The following is a 17,006-nucleotide window of genomic DNA, read 5'->3' as shown; positions in this document are numbered from 1 at the left end:
GCCCACATGGAATCAGTCGGAGGAAACTCTTCAGTTCTCTCGTCTCCTCTTCTCACGATCAGTGACGGAGGCCGATCAGGCAAGAAGTCGGCCATATGAGCGATGTCCTCCGGAGAGTTCCCTGTTTTCTGATCAGCAGAAGAGCAACCGGTCAGGGCAGCGAGAGCAACAAGCACTCCAACTAAGGCAACCATATGCAGTCGCAGCACAGGATGATCCTCTCCTTTCCAGACGAAGAAGAGATCGAATGCTCTGCACGCATCAGTCACTATAGACGCGTATGAACCGCAGGCACTCAGACCCGGAGCTCCATCGCACGCCCCTCCTCGCTCCCGGGGCCGGGGCCGGGGCCGACAGCCTCTCGACTCAGGCGCCGTTGAAGGTGAAGTTGCGCTCCTTGCCCTCGCCCTCGACGCCGACGGTGACGACCTGACCGGCGGTGATCTCCCCGAAGAGGATCCGCTCGGACAGGGCGTCCTCGATCTCCCGCTGGATCGCACGACGCAGCGGACGCGCGCCCAGCACCGGATCGAAACCGAGGTCGGCGAGCAGATCGCGCGCCGCGTCGGTGAGCTGCAGGCGCATGTCCTGAGCCTCCATGCGCTTGGCGAGCTTGGCGATCATGAGGTCGACGATGAGCTTGATCTGCTCCTTGTCGAGCGGCGGGAACACGATCGTGTCGTCGACGCGGTTGAGGAACTCGGGGCGGAAGTGCTGCTTGAGCTCCTCAGCGACCTTCGCCTTCATGCGCGAGTAGTCGTGCGTCATGTTCTCGGCCGACTGGAAGCCCGTGAGGACCCCCTTGTTGATGTCGCGCGTGCCCAGGTTCGTCGTCATGATGATGACGGTGTTCTTGAAGTCGACCTTGCGGCCCTGGGAGTCGGTGAGGCGGCCCTCCTCGAGGATCTGGAGGAGCGAGTTGAAGATGTCCGGGTGCGCCTTCTCGACCTCGTCGAAGAGGACGACGGAGAAGGGCTTGCGGCGCACCTTCTCGGTGAGCTGGCCGCCCTCGTCGTAGCCGACGTAGCCGGGAGGGGCGCCGAAGAGGCGCGACGCCGTGTGCTTCTCGGAGAACTCGGACATGTCAAGCTGGATGAGAGCGTCCTCGTCGCCGAAGAGGAATTCGGCGAGCGCCTTGGCCAGCTCCGTCTTTCCCACGCCGGTCGGGCCGGCGAAGATGAAGGAGCCGCCCGGACGATTCGGGTCCTTCAGGCCCGAACGGGTGCGGCGGATCGACTGGCTGAGGGCGCGCACGGCCTCGTCCTGACCGATGACGCGCTTGTGCAGCTCCTCCTCCATCTTGAGGAGCTTCGTCGTCTCGGTCTGGGTGAGCTTGAAGACCGGGATGCCGGTCGACATCGCGAGGACCTCGGCGATCTCCTCCTCGGTGACCTCGGCGATCTCGTCGGTCTCACCGCCCTTCCAGGCGGCCTCGCGGGCCTTGCGCTCCTCGCCGAGCTTCGACTCCTCGTCGCGCAGCGCCGCGGCCTTCTCGAAGTCCTGGTCGTCGATCGCGGACTCCTTGTTGCGACGGACCTCGGCGATCCTCTCGTCGAGTTCGCGCAGCTCCGGCGGCGCGGTCATGCGACGGATGCGCAGGCGGGCGCCCGCCTCATCGACGAGGTCGATCGCCTTGTCCGGGAGGAAGCGATCCGAGATGTAGCGGTCGGCGAGCTCGGCCGCCGCTTCGATCGCCTGGTCGGTGATGATGACGCGGTGGTGCGCCTCGTAGCGGTCGCGCAGGCCCGTCAGGATCGCAACGGTCTCCTCCACGCTCGGCTCGTCGACCTTCACCGGCTGGAAACGGCGCTCGAGGGCGGCGTCCTTCTCGATGTACTTGCGGTACTCGTCGTTGGTGGTCGCGCCGATCGTCTGGAGCTCGCCGCGGGCCAGCATGGGCTTGAGCATCTGGGCGGCGTCGATCGAGCCCTCGGCGGCGCCCGCTCCGACGAGGGTGTGGATCTCGTCGATGAAGAGGATGATGTCCCCGCGCGTGCGGATCTCCTTGAGGACCTTCTTCAAGCGCTCCTCGAAGTCGCCGCGGTAGCGCGAGCCCGCGACCAGGGAGCCCATGTCGAGGCTGTAGATCTGCTTGTCCTTGATCGTCTCGGGGACGTCCCCGTGGACGATCGCCTGGGCGAGGCCCTCGACGACGGCGGTCTTGCCGACGCCCGGCTCGCCGATGAGGACCGGGTTGTTCTTCGTGCGCCGCGAGAGGACCTGCATGACGCGCTCCATCTCGGTGCGGCGCCCGATCACGGGGTCGAGCTTGTTTTCGCGCGCAGCCTGGGTGAGGTTGCGGCCGAACTGCTCGAGGATCGCGGAGTTCGCGCGATCCGGCCCGCCCGATCCTCCGACTCCCGCGCCCACGGACTCGCGGCCCTCGCCCTCGCCGCGCTGGTAGCCGGAGAGGAGCTGGATGACCGTCTGGCGCACCTGCGCGAGGTCCGCGCCGAGCTTGGTGAGCACCTGCGTCGCCGTGCCCTCGCCCTCTTTGAGGAGGCCGAGGAGGAGGTGCTCGGTCCCGATGTAGTTGTGGCCGAGCTGAAGGGCCTCACGCAAGGAGAGTTCGAAGACCCTCTTCGCGCGCGGGGTGAAGGGGATGTGCCCTTCGACCGGCTTCTCGCCCTCGCCGAGGAGCTCGACGACCGCCTCGCGGACCGCGTCGCCCTTGATGTCCATCATTTCGAGGGCTTTGGCTGCGACGCCCTCGCCTTCGCTGATGAGGCCGAGGAGGATGTGCTCGGTCCCGATGTAGTTGTGCTTGAGACCGCGGGCCTCGTCCTGCGCGAGGACGACGACGCGGCGCGCGCGGTCGGTGAAGCGTTCGAACATCACGTGTTCCCTTCGACGGGCCCTCGCTGTCGCGGGCGGGCCTTCGTACGAACTCCGCGCGTGCGGAGTTCTCGACTGGTTCCCACACTAGGTGCCCGCCGAGCCGGATGCGCGTTAGTTCGCCCAGGGCGTGAGAAGAACGTTGTGCGTGCGCCGTGTGAGCGGGTCACTGACCGCCGAGGGCGGCACCGCATTTCCGGTCGAGTTCGGCGTAGACGTCACCCGTCTGGTCGAGTATCGCGGCGATGGCGCGAAGCGCACCTGCTTCGGTCATCATGAGCTCACGCCACTGCTTACGGGCATTGAAAGCCGCCTCAGCAGCATCGCCTTCCCATTCATTTCTAAGGGAGGAAGTATCGGCATCGAAGTGCTCGAGTGCTGCGTCAATCGCAGTTGCCATTCTTCCCAAGTCGGTCGCCGCGCCAGACAAAGAACTTGGATCAACAACGATCTTCGTCACTGGGAGCCTCCTATGATGCAACCCCGAGTCGGGCGCGCCGGAGGCGCGGGAAAGGTGTCCTCGATTTGGACGCTGAGACTGCGGTAGAAGGGGGAGTCTCCCGGAAGAACAGAGGACATCAGTGTGATCCCTTGGGTGGCCGCATCGTGTTGAGCGCGCGCAATCGTCTCGGTGACCAGGGCTGCAAGCTTTTCACTGCCGAGGGCGAGAGCGTTACTGCTGAAGGTGAGGTTAAGAATTCGCCCCGTCGCTTGAGCAGTCACTTCCACTTCACCCCGAGGTGAGCGGACCGTCGCTGAATGCGACTGGGCGTCTCTTGAGACTTGAGCGAATTGATCTTTGCGGTCTTGAGCTTCACGAAGCTGACGTTCGGCGCGGGCGCGCACAGCCTCAAGCCGGGCATATGCCTCTTCAACGTCGCCCATGTGGCTCCTTCCTTGAAGCGATGAGAGGGGGCTCGGTTCTATATTCGTTGCGCACTGGTCGGATTCTCATTGACGTACGTAGTCGGCAAGTTGGTCGAATTTCTCATCACCGGTAAAGGAGAGGCCTGCCAGTTCCTTCAAGCTCTCCAAGGCGGCGGCAACATCAGCATCACTTGCTTTTCCCTGACCTTCGATGAGAGCATCAACCGCTTCAATGAGGTCAACCTGCTCTCCAGACGCTGCATCCGTAAACACCAGGGAAACTTGACCCGCGCCATGAAAATCGACCTCGTCCGCTAGGGCAACGAAAACATTTTGGAGGAGGCCAGCATCTACTGCCGCCGGATCGAGAGCGACCGTAACGACCGTGCGCCTATTCAGGCCGTCATATCCTCTTCCAACCTTGACCGAGGTCACGCCCTCGATCTCATTCAGGGCAGCAGGGATCTGCTTCACATATCCGCCACCGAAAGCGCAACCGGCCAGAACACCAATCATTGCCGCCCCCACAACACCCACACGAAATCGCATGCACACCCACTAATTCTTTTCAATCCCGCATGTAGTCGGCAATTTCTTTCAAGCGCTCTGGATTTGAGATCGACAGGCCAGCACTGCGCGCAAAGTAGTCAAGAGCAGCCGGGAGATAGTCACCAGTTGGACCACCTTGGTTGTCGATGACATCTTGGACCCCGTTGCGAACGTCACTCCGAGCCTTGGTTTGCACATTGAGGAAGCTCAGGTTTATGTTGCCTGCCCCTGAAAAATCAATATCCCCGAGGGCGACGAAAACTCGCTGAATGTTCTCGGCAGTCACCGGGTCCGAAGCAAGGTAGATCTTGATCACTGTCTTCCGGGTCAGACCGTCATATCCTTTTCCGACCTCGACCGAGGTCACGCCCTCGATCTCATTCAGGGCAGCAGGGATCTGCTTCACATATCCGCCACCGAAAGCACAACCGGCCAGAACACCAATCATTGCCGCCACCACAACACCCACACGAAACCGCTTGCGCACCTGCTACGCCCTTTCCTTCCCGCCAAAACTGCTCATCGCTGCACGACGTCGAACACTTGCTGCTCGATGACCTTGCCGTACATGAACTCGTAGTCACCATAAATGTCAGACGAATACCGATCCACAGAATCCGCATACTGGTTGTTATTATGCGCGCGCATAATTCCATCTTGTCCGGGGAGGAGCACCCTGTGAATATTCTCAGGAACCTCACCATTGGCATTGAGATCGAGCATCGGGACAGGGTCATTCGCGTGCTGGAACGCCACAACAGGAATGTCCTGCGGGATGGTGAAGCCGTCAATCGGCGACCCGTTCGTCACGACACCGATCGTCTGATACGGGAAGCTCGGGTCCGCAGCGAGATTCGCCGCCATGATTCCGCCCTGACTGAAGCCTGTGAGAACAACCGGGTCACCCTGGGCGACTCCCGCCTCAGCCATCGCCCGCAGAACCGCGCGCTCATACTGGCTCTTGAGAACCGGATTATCCATGAGCACGAGCTCGACGTTGGTGTTGCGATCCGCCATCGTCCCCGAACCGAGGATGTCCACCCAGTCCTGAGTTGAAGGCAAGGCGACAACCCAGTGACGTGACCCGTCAGCCGCTTCGACGAGCCTTACCGAAATGGCGGTGGTACGCCCAGTGCCGGTGATCATGTCTGCTAACGAATTTGCCTGCACAAGATCAGCAAGACTACGTATCTCGCTATTCTGGAGAGCCTGAGCGCGCGCCGCCGCAAACTCCTGGTCAAGGGTGGAATCCGGATCGTTGAGGGAATCAACGACAGCTTTCAAGGCTTCATCCGCCTTTTCGTCGGCCGTTCTCACCACCGGCCTGATCGGAATAAAGAGGTCACGCACGCCTCCCGCAATCGTCGTTCCGAGTAGACCCGCCATGAGGGCGCCACTGACTCCGCCAACCAGCGGGCCGATCGGCCATAGAACTGCGGAACCCGTAAGTAAACCAGCAACTCCCCCGAGCAGAATCCCCGCCACGCCACCGGCAATCGGCATGATCTTAGAGAGCTGGATTGCAAGTTTTTCAAGCGCGTCTCGGATCAGAGGAAGGAGCGCAGCGATGAGATCCACAAGCCGTTTGAAGGCATCGATCATCGCACTGATCAGCTTGAAGGCCGAGACGGCGAGATCGTAGACCGCTTCAACGAAAATCTTGAGTTCGGCGAATTTCTCAAAAGGACTGAGGGTGAAGGAAAACAGCGCCTTCGCTGCGGCCTCAAGGGCGGCAAGCGCTTCCATGATGAACCCGCGTGTACCGGCGACAATTGAGGATGCGAGGCGCGCCGCCGCGGCGGCAGCGCTTGACCATTGCGCAGCGTCTTCGGCGATGGGAATGAGGTCGCTGTAGCGCAGTTCAAGGGCCCTGACAGTCCGCCCTTCGTAGTCGGCAATCACGTCCTCGGCGGAACGCAGATCACCGACGATCTCCCAGAAGGACGATTCGATGGAATCCCAGGAAGCCGCAACTGCCTCCACTTCCGTTGGGTTCCCGAGAAGCTCATCCGACCAGGTTGCCAAAGGCTCGACGTATTCGAACAACCAGCCGAAGAAACCTGAAGACTCTTGGTCCTCCACCGAAGGAGAGCCCATTACCGTGCCGACAGCCCATGTCCCGGAGGCAATTTCAGCCGTTCCCATGGGATCTCCTTTCAGCCTTGACCAGCGAATCGATCGAACTGCGCGACCAGTGAATCCTCAAGCTCTTCAAAGGCTTCGGACGTACGGACAAGATTTTCGCTGATCCGCATGCACAGAGTCGCCGCATCCGTCGCGACCCTCTCAGTCCCCTCCGCCAAACGATTGAGCATGGGGACAACACCGGCGTTCATCACTCCAAAAGACGTGGCGGAGATTCGCGCACGCGCCGGGACGACCGACGTTGTGAAGGCGTGCGACGCATTCTCCAAGCTCGCGGCTTGAGTGCGCAGCACTTCGAGGTCGAGGGCGATGCGCTCGTTGATACGGTGATCAGCCATGTCGCAGGGCCTTTCGATCTGAACGATGACGGGACACATCGGTACCCAGCTCTGCGCTGAGGCAGGAATCACCTCACGATAATGGGTGGAAGGCGAGCAATGGAAGAACTTCAGGCTTCGACGAGGACGGTGAAGGGCCCGTCGTTGACGAGCTCGACCTGCATCATGGCTCCGAAGCGCCCGGTTGCGACCTCGAGGCCGCGGCCGCGCAGATCCGCCACGACCGCTTCGACGAGCGGCTCGGCCTCGGGGCCCGGCGCGGCCTGCGACCAGGAGGGGCGCCGTCCCTTGCGGGTGTCCCCGTAGAGGGTGAACTGGCTGACGACGAGGACGGGGGCGCCGGCTTCTGAGACGGACGCCTCGTCCTCGAGGATGCGCAGCTCGGCGATCTTCCGGGCGACGGTGGCGGCCTGCTCGGGGCCGTCGCCGCGTTTGACGCCGAGGAGCACCATGAGACCCGGCCCCCGGATCTCGCCGACGATGCGGTCCTCGACGCTGACCGAGGCGCGCAAGACGCGCTGGATGACGGCCCTCATCAGCGGGCCCCCAGTCCGCCGAGGCCGCCGATCGGGGACGCGTCGTGCCGGCGCAGCGCCGGATTGGCGAGGCCGGCGCCGGGGCGGACGGCCGGGGAGATCGAGGACTTCCCGTCGATGGGGACGATGAGTTCCTGCGCGGCGGCGATGCCGTCGAGGTCGAAGACCGCGTCGGCGGGGACGTTGCGCGCGAGGAGGGCCAGGGCGATCGGGCCGAGCTCCGCGTGGCGCGCCACCGAGGTCACCACCCCGAGCGTTCGCCCCTTGAGCAGGATCTTCTCACCGCGCTCGGGCAGGTCCCCTCTGGAGCCGTCGAGCTGGAGGAAGACGAGCCTGCGCGGCGGGCGCCCGAGGTTGATGACGCGCGCGACCGACTCCTGGCCGCGGTAGCAGCCCTTGTCCGTGTGGACGGCGGTGCGCAGCCAATCGAGTTCGGCCGGGATCGAACGGGAGTCCGTTTCGAATCCGAGGCGGGGGCGCCAGGCGGCGATGCGCATCGCCTCCCAGGCGAGGAGCCCTGCGGGGCGGCGCTTCGCGTCGGCTCCGAGCCAGGCGTCGACGAACTCGCCCGCCCGCGCCTCATCGACGAGGTGCAGGCGCATCCGGGATGCGGCTCCCGGGTGGACGCCCCGGAAGTACTCGGCCCCGCCCTCGGCGACACCGGGCCACGGATCCGCCCAGGTGAGCACGTGCCCCGGAAGGCCATCCGCGGTGTCGGCGTGCGAACCCGCGGTCGCGAAAACGCTGAGGCCCTCGCGCAGGCGGACCTCGACGCGCAGGGCGAAGCGCATGGAGTCGAGGAATGCGGCGAGATCCGGAGCGTCGCCGCCTTCGGTGATGAGGTGGGTCGCCGCACCGTCATCGAGGACGGCGGCGGCGTGTTCGATGCGGCCCTGCGGGTCGAGGACGAGGAGTTCGCGCGAGTCCCCCGGGCCCATTCCCGTGATGACCTGCGTCGTGATCGAGGTGAGCCAGGTCTGCCGGTCGGGGCCGGCGACCGTGACGACGCTCAGATCGGAGCGATCGACGAGTCCGCGCCCGGCTTCGAGCGCCCACTGCTCGCCCGAGGGATCGCCGTAGTGCCAGGCGACGGGGCGGGACGAGGGCGGCGCATCGTCGGCGCAGGCGCCGGGTCCGGCGCCGGACTCATCGCTCTCATCGCTGTCGAGAACCGCGCCGGGCAGGAGCGTCATCGGCGAGGCCCGGTGGTCGTCGTTTGCGGGGTGCTCACACAAGGAAGCCGTCCTCGGTGTCGTGATCGATGCCGTCGATCTCCTCACCGGACTCGGTGGTCGCCTGAGCGGTTCGCATGAGACGGCCGGAGTATTCGACCTCCGTCTCGGCCCCCGCGAGCGTGCGCTCCTGGGTCCACATGAGTTCACCGGCGACCAGGCCGTACATGCGGCCGAGATGCTGGACGTCCTCGGCGCCCGCGCCCCTGGCGATCGCGTCGGAGACCATCTGGACGCGCGGACCGACGCCGACACCCGCCCACAGCACGGCGAGGCCGTTCGTCATCGCCGAGCTCGCGGTGAATTCGCGCGGCGCGTACTGCCCGGGAAGGGGCGGCTCGCCGGTCGAAGGCATGACCGAGACGTAGGCGGTCTCCTCCCAGAGGAGCTCTCCACTGCCGATGAGGCTCAGGCCCGTCGGGGCGTCCCAGGTCGGGTCGATCTGCGCATCGCGGGCGGGGACGCCCTCGTAGACGGATGTCGTGAAGAGCATCTGCTCACCGCGGATCTCGGCGCGGATCTCCTCGATGACGGCGGTGTCGGGGGCGTCGCCGGCGACGGCGCGCATGCCCCAGCCCTTCCACGTTCCGAGCATCCAGGCGAGCGGGGCGAGGCGGGCGGGCAGGTCAGCGGGAATGACGATCATGCGACCAGCCTAGGTCGCGCCGGCCCGGGTCGCGAAGCGGGCCTGCGAGGATCGCGTCTCAGATCCCGCCGATGCGCACGAGCGCGTAGATCGGGATCGCCGCGATGAGGAACTTGGCGGCTCCGCGTGAGATCGTCCCGAGAGGAGGGCGTCGGGCGAGGTGGTCGCCGAGGATGCCGTCGACCACGATGACGGCGAGCGCGATCGTCGTACCGGCGGCCAGGCCGACGATCGCGAAGGCCACGGGCCGTCCGAGGGACTGGGCGATCCCGGGCAGGATGATCGGCATGAGCGAGGTCGCGCGGCCGAGCTGGTAGGCGAGGAGCGATGTGGCGATGCCGGTGAGGACCCCGGCGCCGAGGGCGCTGAACGACTGTGCGCGGAAGCTTCGGCCGATCTGGTCCCCCCAGACGACGACGGCGATGATCGCCGATGTGAGGGGGACGAGAATCCCCCAGTTCTCGAGGACGTCGATGGCGGTCCAGGCGGTTCCCCCGCCGATGAGGACGAGCAGGGACATGGCCGAAGCCACGGACAGCGTCGTCGGTCGGGTCGCGGTCTCCGGTCTCGCCCTGCGGTGGGCCGGGGGCTCGGGGGTTTCGGTCTTGCGCAGTTCCGGCAGGGAGTGCTCGCGGGGCGCCGGCGCGGACAAGATCGTCGCCGCGAGGGTCGCGACCACCGCGATCCCGAGGATCGGCACGGCGTTCCCCAGGTCTCCGGTCGCTGCGACGACGACGGGGAGGACGGCCGATGTGCCGGCGAGCATGATCGTCGTGGCGATGGGCAGTTCGATGCCGGTGAGCGCCGACCATCCGAGGACGAGGGCGATGCCCGCGAGTCCGATCACCGCGCCTAGGGTCCAGGCGCTGCCCGAGATGAGCCAGGTGAGGATGGCCAGCAGTGAGAGCGTCATGACGGTGAAGGCGGAGAGCCTCATTCCGGGCCTGCGCCGCAGGTCGTCTTGAGCGAGGGCGTCGATCATGCCGAGCATGCCTTGCGCCCTCTTGGTGCGGACGACCGGGATCTCTGAGGTGCGGCCGTGCGCTCCGGCGCTCGCGCGGTCCCTGCGTCTGGGGAGTTCGGGCGTCGGAGGCTGTGTGCTCATACCCCAATGGTCGCATATGCGCCGCGCGGGCCGGGACGTGTCATGAAGGCCACGCCTTCGCAGGGGCGCGGCGAGGACCGCGCCGCGTATAGTGGGGCGCGCACCGAGTCGTTAAGCCCCGGGCTCCACACTTCGCCGCTACGAGCGGCCTTCGCGCCGACAGGCGCTTTCGGCTCGGTGCCTCAGCGTTCCCCTTCCGGTCCCCCGCGCGGATCGCCGAAGGCGGAGGACGCTGCGGGGCCGCTTCCTCCGAAGCGGCCCCGCAGCGCGTGCGATGAGGATCGGGGATCAGATCAGCGGATAACGCACGATCGTCGCCTCGCGGCCGGCGCCCACGCCGATCGACTGGATGCGGCAGCGCGAGAGCTCTTCGAGGCGCGCGATGTAGGCCTGCGCGGCGGCGGGGAGCTCGTCGAAGCTCCTGCATTCGGAGATGTCCTCGGTCCAGCCGGGCAGCTCCTCGTAGACGGGGACGGCTCGCTCGAACCCGCCCTGGTCGAGGGGCATCTCCTCGGTGCGCACGCCGTCGACCTCGTAGGCGGTGCACACGGGGATGGTCTCGTAGCCGGTGAGGACGTCGAGCTTCGTCAGGCAGATGTCGGTGAGGCCGTTGATGCGCGTCGCGTAGCGCATGACGACGGCGTCGAACCAACCGGTGCGGCGCGGGCGGCCCGTGGTGACGCCGAACTCCCCGCCCTTTTGGCGCAGGGCCTCGCCGACCTCGTCGTCGAGTTCAGTCGGGAAGGGGCCCTCGCCCACGCGCGTCGTGTAGGCCTTGGCGACGCCGACGACCCGGTCGATGCGGGTCGGGCCGACGCCGGTGCCCGTGAGGGCTCCGCCCGCCGTCGGGTTCGAGGAGGTGACGAAGGGGTAGGTGCCGTGGTCGATGTCGAGCATGGTCGCCTGGCCGCCCTCGAAGAGGACGGTGTCGCCGCGGTCGAGGGCGTCGTTGACGACGAGCGACACGTCGCACACCATGGGGCGCACCCGTTCGGCGTAGGACAGGAGCTCCTCGGTGACGACCGTCGGGTCGAGGGTCTCCATGCCGACGGCGGCGAAGATCTCGTTCTTGGGGGCGAGCGCGGCTTCGACCTTGAGGGAGAGGCCCTCCGGGTCGAAGAGGTCCTGGATGCGCAGGCCGATGCGGTTCATCTTGTCGGCGTAGGTCGGGCCGATCCCGCGGCCGGTGGTGCCGATCTGGTTCTTCCCGCGCGCGCGCTCGTTCGCCTGGTCCATGAGGCGGTTGTAGGGCGGGATGATGTGCGCGTTGGAGGAGATGAGCAGGCGCGAGCAGTCGACGCCGCGCGAGGTCATCTCATTGAGCTCGGCGAAGAGGACCTCGAGGTCCACGACGACGCCGTTGCCGATGATCGGGGTCACGCCCTCGGAGAGGATGCCCGCGGGCAGGAGGTGAAGGGCGTACTTCTCATCGTCGATGACGACGGTGTGTCCGGCGTTGTTCCCGCCGTTGAACTTCACGACGTAGTCGGTGTTCTGACCGAGCTGGTCGGTCGCCTTGCCCTTGCCTTCGTCGCCCCACTGGGCGCCGAGCACGATGACGGCTGGCATGAGTTTCTCCCGCGAATCGGTGTTCGTGCGACGGTGGCCGCACCTTTGCCCAGTCTACTGAGTTCGCGGGCCTGCCCGCTCGGGCCGTTCGGCTCCGATTCGCCCGCCACTCGACTTCCACTCCCCCTTCACCGAGATCATCACTTTTATCCATCGAAAGCATCACTTTCGTCCATCGAAAGCATTACCGCCGCGATTCCCTGCGGCGGGCTTCGCCCTCCGCAGTACGTAAGGGAACACTCTCGACGAAGAAAGGTGATGACCTCGGCAGAGAAAGGTGATGATTTCGACGCAGAAAGGTGATGACCTCGGCGGAGGCGGGAGGCGGGAGGAGGAGGGGTCAGGCGCCCCTGTCGGGTTCCCCCTCCGATGCGCCGGGAGCCCCGCCCTCGGCGATCGGGGTCTTGCGGGGCCTGCCGCGCCCGCGCATCGGGGCCGCCTTCGGGTCGCGCCCGGAGTCCTTGAGGGCGCGCCGCAGGACCATCTCGATCTGGGCGTTCACGGAGCGCAGGTCATCGGCCGCCCACGAGGCGAGCGCCTCATGGACGGCCGGGTCGAGCCTGAGGAGCAGCTGCTTGCGCTCGCGCTTGCCGCCCGCCACGGTTCGGATCCTCCTCCTGGATCGAGGCCGCTCAGTAGAGCGAACCCGCGTTGATGATCGGCTGGGTGTTCGTGTCGGAGCAGAGGACGACGAGCAGATTGGAGACCATCTGGGCCTTGCGCTCGTCATCGAGGGAGACGATCTCGTCCTGCTCGAGGCGCTCGAGGGCCTGGCGGACCATGGAGACCGCGCCCTCGACGATCTGTTCGCGGGCGGAGATCACGGCGCCCGCCTGCTGGCGCTGGAGCATCGCCTGAGCAATCTCGGGGGCGTAGGCGAGGGAGGAGATGCGAACCTCGACGATTTCGAGGCCGGCGAGGGCGACGCGGGCCGCGACCTCGGCCGCGAGCTCTGCCGAGACGATGTCGGTGCCGCCGCGCAGGGAGGTCTCGCCCGGGCCGGGCTCATCGTAGGGGTGCGTCGTCGCGACGTGGCGCAGGGCCGATTCGGCCTGGGCCTTGATGAACTCCTCGTACTCCTCAACGGCGAAGACGGCTCGGGCGGTGTCGGCGACCTGCCAGACGACGATCGCGGCGATGTTGACGGGGTTGCCGTCGGAGTCGTTCACCTTGAGCTCGTGCGTCTCGAAGTTGTGAACCTTGACGGACACCTTCTTCCCGTTCGACAGCGGGGGGACGAGGACCAGGCCCGTGCGCCTCACCGTGCCGATGTACTTGCCGAAGAACTGGCGGACCGAAGTCTGGCCGGGCGAGACGACCGTGAGCGAGGTGAACAGGATGAGGACGAGGAGGAACACGATCGAGGCCACGACGATCCGAAGGATCCCGCCGGCCTCATTGGCGTCGGCCATGATCACGCCCGTGATGAAGAAGTAGATGGAGAAGACGAACCCGGCCACCAGGATGAGGAAGGCCGGGAACGCGGCGGCGGCCCCGAGGGAACTCGCGGGCCTCTCCGCGATTTCAACGCGGGCGGCGGTTCGCGTCGGGTCGTCAGCGAAGTCGGAGCGGGAAGTGGGGGTTGTGGGCGCAGTCATCGCGTTCTCCTCTGCCGTCTCCGCCCGTCGCGCCTTCACGCGACTTCAAGGGCGAAGCCATATCAATATGATATCTATTTTTTATGGCTGCGCAAGACCCCTCCCATCGCCCTCGCCGCTCCACGGCATCGCAGGCTCATCGCCATCGACCGGAGGAAGCCCCCCGACTGATGGGCTCTCGATATTCACGATCCGCCCCTTCAGCCTCGCCGCGGCCCCGTCATCCCGAGGCGATGGTGATCATGAGCGCGGCCACGAAGGCGACAGCGTCGAGCCGCCGGTATCCCGCCCCACCCTCAGACGGCCTTCGCGCCCTCGCCGATGCGCAGCACGACGAGCGGATCGCCGGTCGGCTGATCCGAACCGCCCTCGGGCTCCTCGGTGATGAGGATCTCGATGCCCGGCTCGGGCATCACGTCGAGGAAGGAGAAGGTCGTCCCCTTCGCCGGCTCGTACATGCCGGCCTTCGTGACGACGCCCTTCTGACGGACCCACACCTGGAGGCTGCGCCCCTTGGAGGCCCTGAGCTCCGCCGGAAGGGTCACCGCCGCCATATCCATCCCCTTCGACCAGGTGAGGGTGACGACATGCCCGTCGGGCATCGTGTCCGTCACGCGATCGACGTCCTGGGCCTGATTGAGCTGAGCGTAATGACTGGTCGACTCCATCCCCTCCATCATCGACCAGCGCCCCACGCCCACCCCCACGGCGAGGATCACGAAGGAAGCGGCCATCTGCGCGAACACGCGCACCAGTCGCCGCCGCGAAGAACGGGCAGACACGAAGTCGACGACCCCGGCACCCGGAACGGCGGCGGCAGAGCCCCCGCCCTCCTCGGCGACGGCGTCGACCGCCCCGCCGACGCCTCCGGCCGAAGACTCGCGCACCCGCCTCATCAGCTCCTCACGGAGCGCCGGCGGCGGGGCTACGGGGCGCAGGGACGCGCCGAGGAGCGCCGCCGCCTCGGACTCCAGAGGATCGATCCCGTCGAAACGCTCAGATTCCCCGTTCATCGAGTCACTCCCATCTCGGCCCTCAGCTTGTCGATGCCGTCACGGATCCTGCTCTTCACCGTTCCCAGGGGGACGCGCATCCGCTCCGCGATCTGCGCGTGAGTCAAGCCCGTGAAATAGGCGAGCTTGATCGTGCTCGCATGCGGTTCGCCCACTCGGTCCAGTGCGCGCCTCACCCGCTCCCCCTCCAATCGCTCTTCGATGGCGTCGAGCGTCGAATCGAAATCCGGGTAGTCGCCGTGGTGGCGCGCCTCCCGATCACGAGCGGCCTGACTGGAACGCACCCGGTCGATCGCCCGGCGACGCGCGAGGGTCACCAGCCACGCCCTCGCACTCCCGCGTTCCGCCTCATAGGAGGCCGCAGTCGTCCACACCTGCCAGAAGACGTCCTGGAGGACCTCCTCCGACTGCGCGCGGTCGACGACGATCTGCAGGACCAGGGCGAAGAGGCGGGATGCCCAGCGGTCGTAGAGCTCGGCGAAAGCGGACTCATCCCCCCGCGCGACCTGCGCGAGGAGACGTCCGTCTTGGTCTGCTTCTTCCACGCATGACATGCTACGGGGCTCGCGCGGATCCGCTCATCACGACGGCCCTCCTTCCGCATCCTCATGACGCTCCTTCCGATTCACGGCTCCGCCCGGATTCGCAGCCCTCACCCGAAGGTGAAGGAGTAGAGCTTGAGCCCGGGCGAGGCCTTCAATCTCAGCTCCCCCTCATGGGTTTCAGAGGAGGCGAAGAGTTCGATGCCGTTCGGGGTTCCGGAGATGCGCTTCGTCATCTTCTGGCCGTTCACCTCCCATTCGAGGTCCCCCTCGCCGGAGACGACGAGGTTCACCTGCTTCCCTTTGAAGGCCAGGGAGAGCCCGGCTCCGCCCTCGGCGGGGGCGATGAACTCGTCCTCGACCTTCCAGCGGCCGTCGAGGGCGAAGGTGTCGCGCGCCTGGCTCTCGGGGAGGGAGTATTCGGCGGTCCCGATCTTGAGGCCCCCGTCGACGAAGTGGTTGGCGCGCGCCGCGCCGAGGTAGGTCTCGGGGCTCCGCTCCCCGGTCGCAGTCGGTTCATCGGATGCGAAGACCGGCGCGGGAAGGACGAGGCCGGGATTCGCTTCGGTGAGGAGGCTGCGCACCAGCTTCTCGGTCGTCGCCTCGCCGCCCTCGCCGTACTTGAGGGCGCGCAGCTCGCCCTTCGCGTCGGCGAGGTAGTGGGCGGGCCAGTAGTGGTTGTCGAAGTTCGTCCAGGTGACGAGATCCGAGTCGACGGCGACGGGGTAGGTGATCCCCAGGGATTCGGCCCCCTTCTTCACGTTGTCGACCTCCTTCTCGAAGGCGTACTCGGGAGAGTGCACGCCGATGACCTGCAGGCCGGAGTCCTTGTAGGTTTCGTAGAGCTTCTCGACTCCGGGGATGGAGCGCTGGCAGTTGATGCACGAGTAGGCCCAGAAGTCGACGAGGGTGACCTTGCCCTTCCGCTCGGTCTCGGTGAGGGGCTGGTCGCCGGGGGTGTTGAACCATGCGACGGCGCCTTCGATCTTCGGCAGCGGACCGCAGTTCGCGAGTTCGTCCGCCCCGTCGAGGCAGGTGGTGGACGAAGAGCCCCTGGGGGTGGAATCGCGCAGGTACTTGTCGGTGCCCGCCTGCAGGGATGAGGTCCAATCGGGCAGGGCGCGCTGAATCTTGGCGGGCAGGTCGGTGGCGAGACCGATGGCGAGGAGGATCATCGCGGCGCCCGCGATGATGCGGATCAGTTTCTGGCGGCTGCGGAAGGCGGCGATCCTCTCGGTGAGGCCCCTGCCCGCGAGGGCGAAGGCGAGAAGAGGGATGCCCGTGCCGATCGCGAAGGACAGGGCCAGGGCGACGGTCTCGGGGCCGATGCGGCCCGTGGTCCCCGCGACGGAGACGGCCGCGAGGACCGGACCGGCGCAGGGAACGTAGGCGGCGCCGAGGACGATGCCGAGCAGGAAGCCGTTGTCGGGGCGTTTGCCCTGGGAGCGGCCGAAACGGGTGAAGGGCTTCTCGAGGATCTCCATGAGGCGGGGAATCATCATCGCGATGCCGATGAGGACGAGGGCGACGATTCCGGCGATGCGGATGAAGTCCTGAGGGAGCCCGAGGAGGGTGAGGATCGTGGAGCCCAGCAGGGTGAAGAAGGTGAAGCTGAGGACGAGGCCTCCCACGACGAGGTAGGGGCGCCATTTGCTCGAACGGGCGGGCGACAGGCTCGTCGTCGATTGCGCCGGGGCGCTCCCCAGCGAGGCGAGGGAGCCGGCCGTCATCATGCCGGGGATCCGTGCGATCGAGGATTCGGACTCCCGGGAGCGCGCGCCCTGGGCGCCGCCCGACAGGAAGATCACGGGGAGTACGGGCAGGATGCACGGGGAGATGCCCGTGATGAAGCCTCCGATGAGGCCGATGAGAACGAGGGTGACCATGTATTTCCTCCTTGGACTGTCATCTCTCGTTCGCAGCCGAGGGCGCTTCGGATCGATTCCCTCCAGGATTTGAACAGTGATCCATGTCACCGATCCGAAAGTCTTGCCACTCCGAACCACCCAACGAGCGGGTGCCACAGGGGCG

The 17,006-nt window shown here is 66.1% G+C and carries 17 protein-coding genes; all 17 read right to left on the bottom strand.

Annotated elements, in window-relative coordinates; translation table 11 throughout:
- Positions 1–366: 366 nt before the first annotated feature.
- The 17 genes from HD592_RS02430 to HD592_RS02350 all read right to left on the bottom strand — a co-directional run bounded on the left by HD592_RS02430 (position 367) and on the right by HD592_RS02350 (position 16,861).
- Positions 367–2,835 carry an ATP-dependent Clp protease ATP-binding subunit gene (locus HD592_RS02430; RefSeq protein ID WP_184451614.1) on the bottom strand — a complete coding sequence of 823 codons (2,469 nt, stop codon included), beginning with the start codon at positions 2,833–2,835 and terminating at the stop codon, positions 367–369.
- Positions 2,836–3,001: 166 nt separating this feature from the next.
- On the bottom strand, positions 3,002–3,295 hold the full coding sequence (locus HD592_RS02425) for a WXG100 family type VII secretion target (RefSeq protein ID WP_184451612.1): 294 nt from the start codon (positions 3,293–3,295) through the stop codon (positions 3,002–3,004).
- On the bottom strand, positions 3,292–3,720 hold the full coding sequence (locus HD592_RS02420; RefSeq protein ID WP_184451610.1) for a YbaB/EbfC family nucleoid-associated protein: 429 nt from the start codon (positions 3,718–3,720) through the stop codon (positions 3,292–3,294). The genes HD592_RS02425 and HD592_RS02420 overlap by 4 nt, the downstream gene beginning before the upstream one ends.
- Before the next feature lie 66 nt (positions 3,721–3,786).
- Positions 3,787–4,251 (bottom strand): hypothetical protein, encoded by a 465-nt coding sequence (locus tag HD592_RS02415; protein WP_221437802.1) that lies wholly within the window; start codon positions 4,249–4,251, stop codon positions 3,787–3,789.
- A gap of 19 nt (positions 4,252–4,270) precedes the next feature.
- Positions 4,271–4,738 carry a hypothetical protein gene (locus tag HD592_RS02410; protein WP_184451606.1) on the bottom strand — a complete coding sequence of 156 codons (468 nt, stop codon included), beginning with the start codon at positions 4,736–4,738 and terminating at the stop codon, positions 4,271–4,273.
- A gap of 32 nt (positions 4,739–4,770) precedes the next feature.
- Complete coding sequence (locus HD592_RS02405) at positions 4,771–6,396, bottom strand: alpha/beta hydrolase family protein (RefSeq protein WP_184451605.1); 1,626 nt, start codon at positions 6,394–6,396, stop codon at positions 4,771–4,773.
- A gap of 11 nt (positions 6,397–6,407) precedes the next feature.
- A complete protein-coding gene (locus HD592_RS02400) occupies positions 6,408–6,734 on the bottom strand; it encodes a hypothetical protein (RefSeq protein WP_184451603.1) in 327 nt (108 codons plus the stop codon).
- Between the two features lie 110 nt (positions 6,735–6,844).
- Positions 6,845–7,270: a D-aminoacyl-tRNA deacylase gene (gene dtd, locus HD592_RS02395; protein WP_184451602.1), complete on the bottom strand. Its 426-nt coding sequence runs from the start codon at positions 7,268–7,270 to the stop codon at positions 6,845–6,847.
- A complete protein-coding gene (gene ygfZ, locus HD592_RS02390; RefSeq protein WP_425503119.1) occupies positions 7,270–8,454 on the bottom strand; it encodes a CAF17-like 4Fe-4S cluster assembly/insertion protein YgfZ in 1,185 nt (394 codons plus the stop codon). The genes dtd and ygfZ overlap by 1 nt, the downstream gene beginning before the upstream one ends.
- 43 nt (positions 8,455–8,497) lie before the next feature.
- Positions 8,498–9,148: a heme-binding beta-barrel domain-containing protein gene (locus HD592_RS02385; RefSeq protein WP_184451600.1), complete on the bottom strand. Its 651-nt coding sequence runs from the start codon at positions 9,146–9,148 to the stop codon at positions 8,498–8,500.
- A gap of 58 nt (positions 9,149–9,206) precedes the next feature.
- Positions 9,207–10,253 carry a hypothetical protein gene (locus tag HD592_RS12100; protein WP_246429965.1) on the bottom strand — a complete coding sequence of 349 codons (1,047 nt, stop codon included), beginning with the start codon at positions 10,251–10,253 and terminating at the stop codon, positions 9,207–9,209.
- A gap of 288 nt (positions 10,254–10,541) precedes the next feature.
- A complete protein-coding gene (locus HD592_RS02375) occupies positions 10,542–11,822 on the bottom strand; it encodes an adenylosuccinate synthase (RefSeq protein ID WP_184451598.1) in 1,281 nt (426 codons plus the stop codon).
- A gap of 340 nt (positions 11,823–12,162) precedes the next feature.
- Positions 12,163–12,423 carry a hypothetical protein gene (locus HD592_RS02370; RefSeq protein WP_184451596.1) on the bottom strand — a complete coding sequence of 87 codons (261 nt, stop codon included), beginning with the start codon at positions 12,421–12,423 and terminating at the stop codon, positions 12,163–12,165.
- 31 nt (positions 12,424–12,454) lie between these two features.
- On the bottom strand, positions 12,455–13,420 hold the full coding sequence (locus tag HD592_RS02365; protein WP_184451594.1) for an SPFH domain-containing protein: 966 nt from the start codon (positions 13,418–13,420) through the stop codon (positions 12,455–12,457).
- A gap of 296 nt (positions 13,421–13,716) precedes the next feature.
- On the bottom strand, positions 13,717–14,433 hold the full coding sequence (locus tag HD592_RS02360; protein ID WP_184451592.1) for an anti-sigma factor: 717 nt from the start codon (positions 14,431–14,433) through the stop codon (positions 13,717–13,719).
- Positions 14,430–14,978 (bottom strand): sigma-70 family RNA polymerase sigma factor, encoded by a 549-nt coding sequence (locus HD592_RS02355; protein WP_407822467.1) that lies wholly within the window; start codon positions 14,976–14,978, stop codon positions 14,430–14,432. The genes HD592_RS02360 and HD592_RS02355 overlap by 4 nt, the downstream gene beginning before the upstream one ends.
- A gap of 107 nt (positions 14,979–15,085) precedes the next feature.
- Entirely contained in the window at positions 15,086–16,861 is a 1,776-nt protein-coding gene (locus HD592_RS02350; protein WP_184451589.1) for a cytochrome c biogenesis protein CcdA, read from the bottom strand.
- Positions 16,862–17,006: the final 145 nt, after the last annotated feature.

Origin of the sequence: Schaalia hyovaginalis (assembly GCF_014208035.1) — a bacterium.
In the GTDB taxonomy this organism is placed as follows: Bacteria; Actinomycetota; Actinomycetes; order Actinomycetales; family Actinomycetaceae; genus Pauljensenia; species Pauljensenia hyovaginalis.
This window is presented reverse-complemented; position numbering and strand designations above follow the sequence as displayed.

Coding starts and splice junctions, on each gene's coding strand:
- HD592_RS12100 (WP_246429965.1), bottom strand. CDS start 10,253: ATGAGCACACAGCCTCCGACGCCCGAACTCCCCAGACGCAGGGACCGC.
- HD592_RS02375 (WP_184451598.1), bottom strand. CDS start 11,822: ATGCCAGCCGTCATCGTGCTCGGCGCCCAGTGGGGCGACGAAGGCAAG.
- HD592_RS02360 (WP_184451592.1), bottom strand. CDS start 14,433: ATGAACGGGGAATCTGAGCGTTTCGACGGGATCGATCCTCTGGAGTCC.
- HD592_RS02385 (WP_184451600.1), bottom strand. CDS start 9,148: ATGATCGTCATTCCCGCTGACCTGCCCGCCCGCCTCGCCCCGCTCGCC.
- HD592_RS02350 (WP_184451589.1), bottom strand. CDS start 16,861: ATGGTCACCCTCGTTCTCATCGGCCTCATCGGAGGCTTCATCACGGGC.
- HD592_RS02420 (WP_184451610.1), bottom strand. CDS start 3,720: ATGGGCGACGTTGAAGAGGCATATGCCCGGCTTGAGGCTGTGCGCGCC.
- HD592_RS02365 (WP_184451594.1), bottom strand. CDS start 13,420: ATGACTGCGCCCACAACCCCCACTTCCCGCTCCGACTTCGCTGACGAC.
- HD592_RS02400 (WP_184451603.1), bottom strand. CDS start 6,734: ATGGCTGATCACCGTATCAACGAGCGCATCGCCCTCGACCTCGAAGTG.
- dtd (WP_184451602.1), bottom strand. CDS start 7,270: ATGAGGGCCGTCATCCAGCGCGTCTTGCGCGCCTCGGTCAGCGTCGAG.
- HD592_RS02405 (WP_184451605.1), bottom strand. CDS start 6,396: ATGGGAACGGCTGAAATTGCCTCCGGGACATGGGCTGTCGGCACGGTA.
- HD592_RS02415 (WP_221437802.1), bottom strand. CDS start 4,251: ATGCGATTTCGTGTGGGTGTTGTGGGGGCGGCAATGATTGGTGTTCTG.
- HD592_RS02430 (WP_184451614.1), bottom strand. CDS start 2,835: ATGTTCGAACGCTTCACCGACCGCGCGCGCCGCGTCGTCGTCCTCGCG.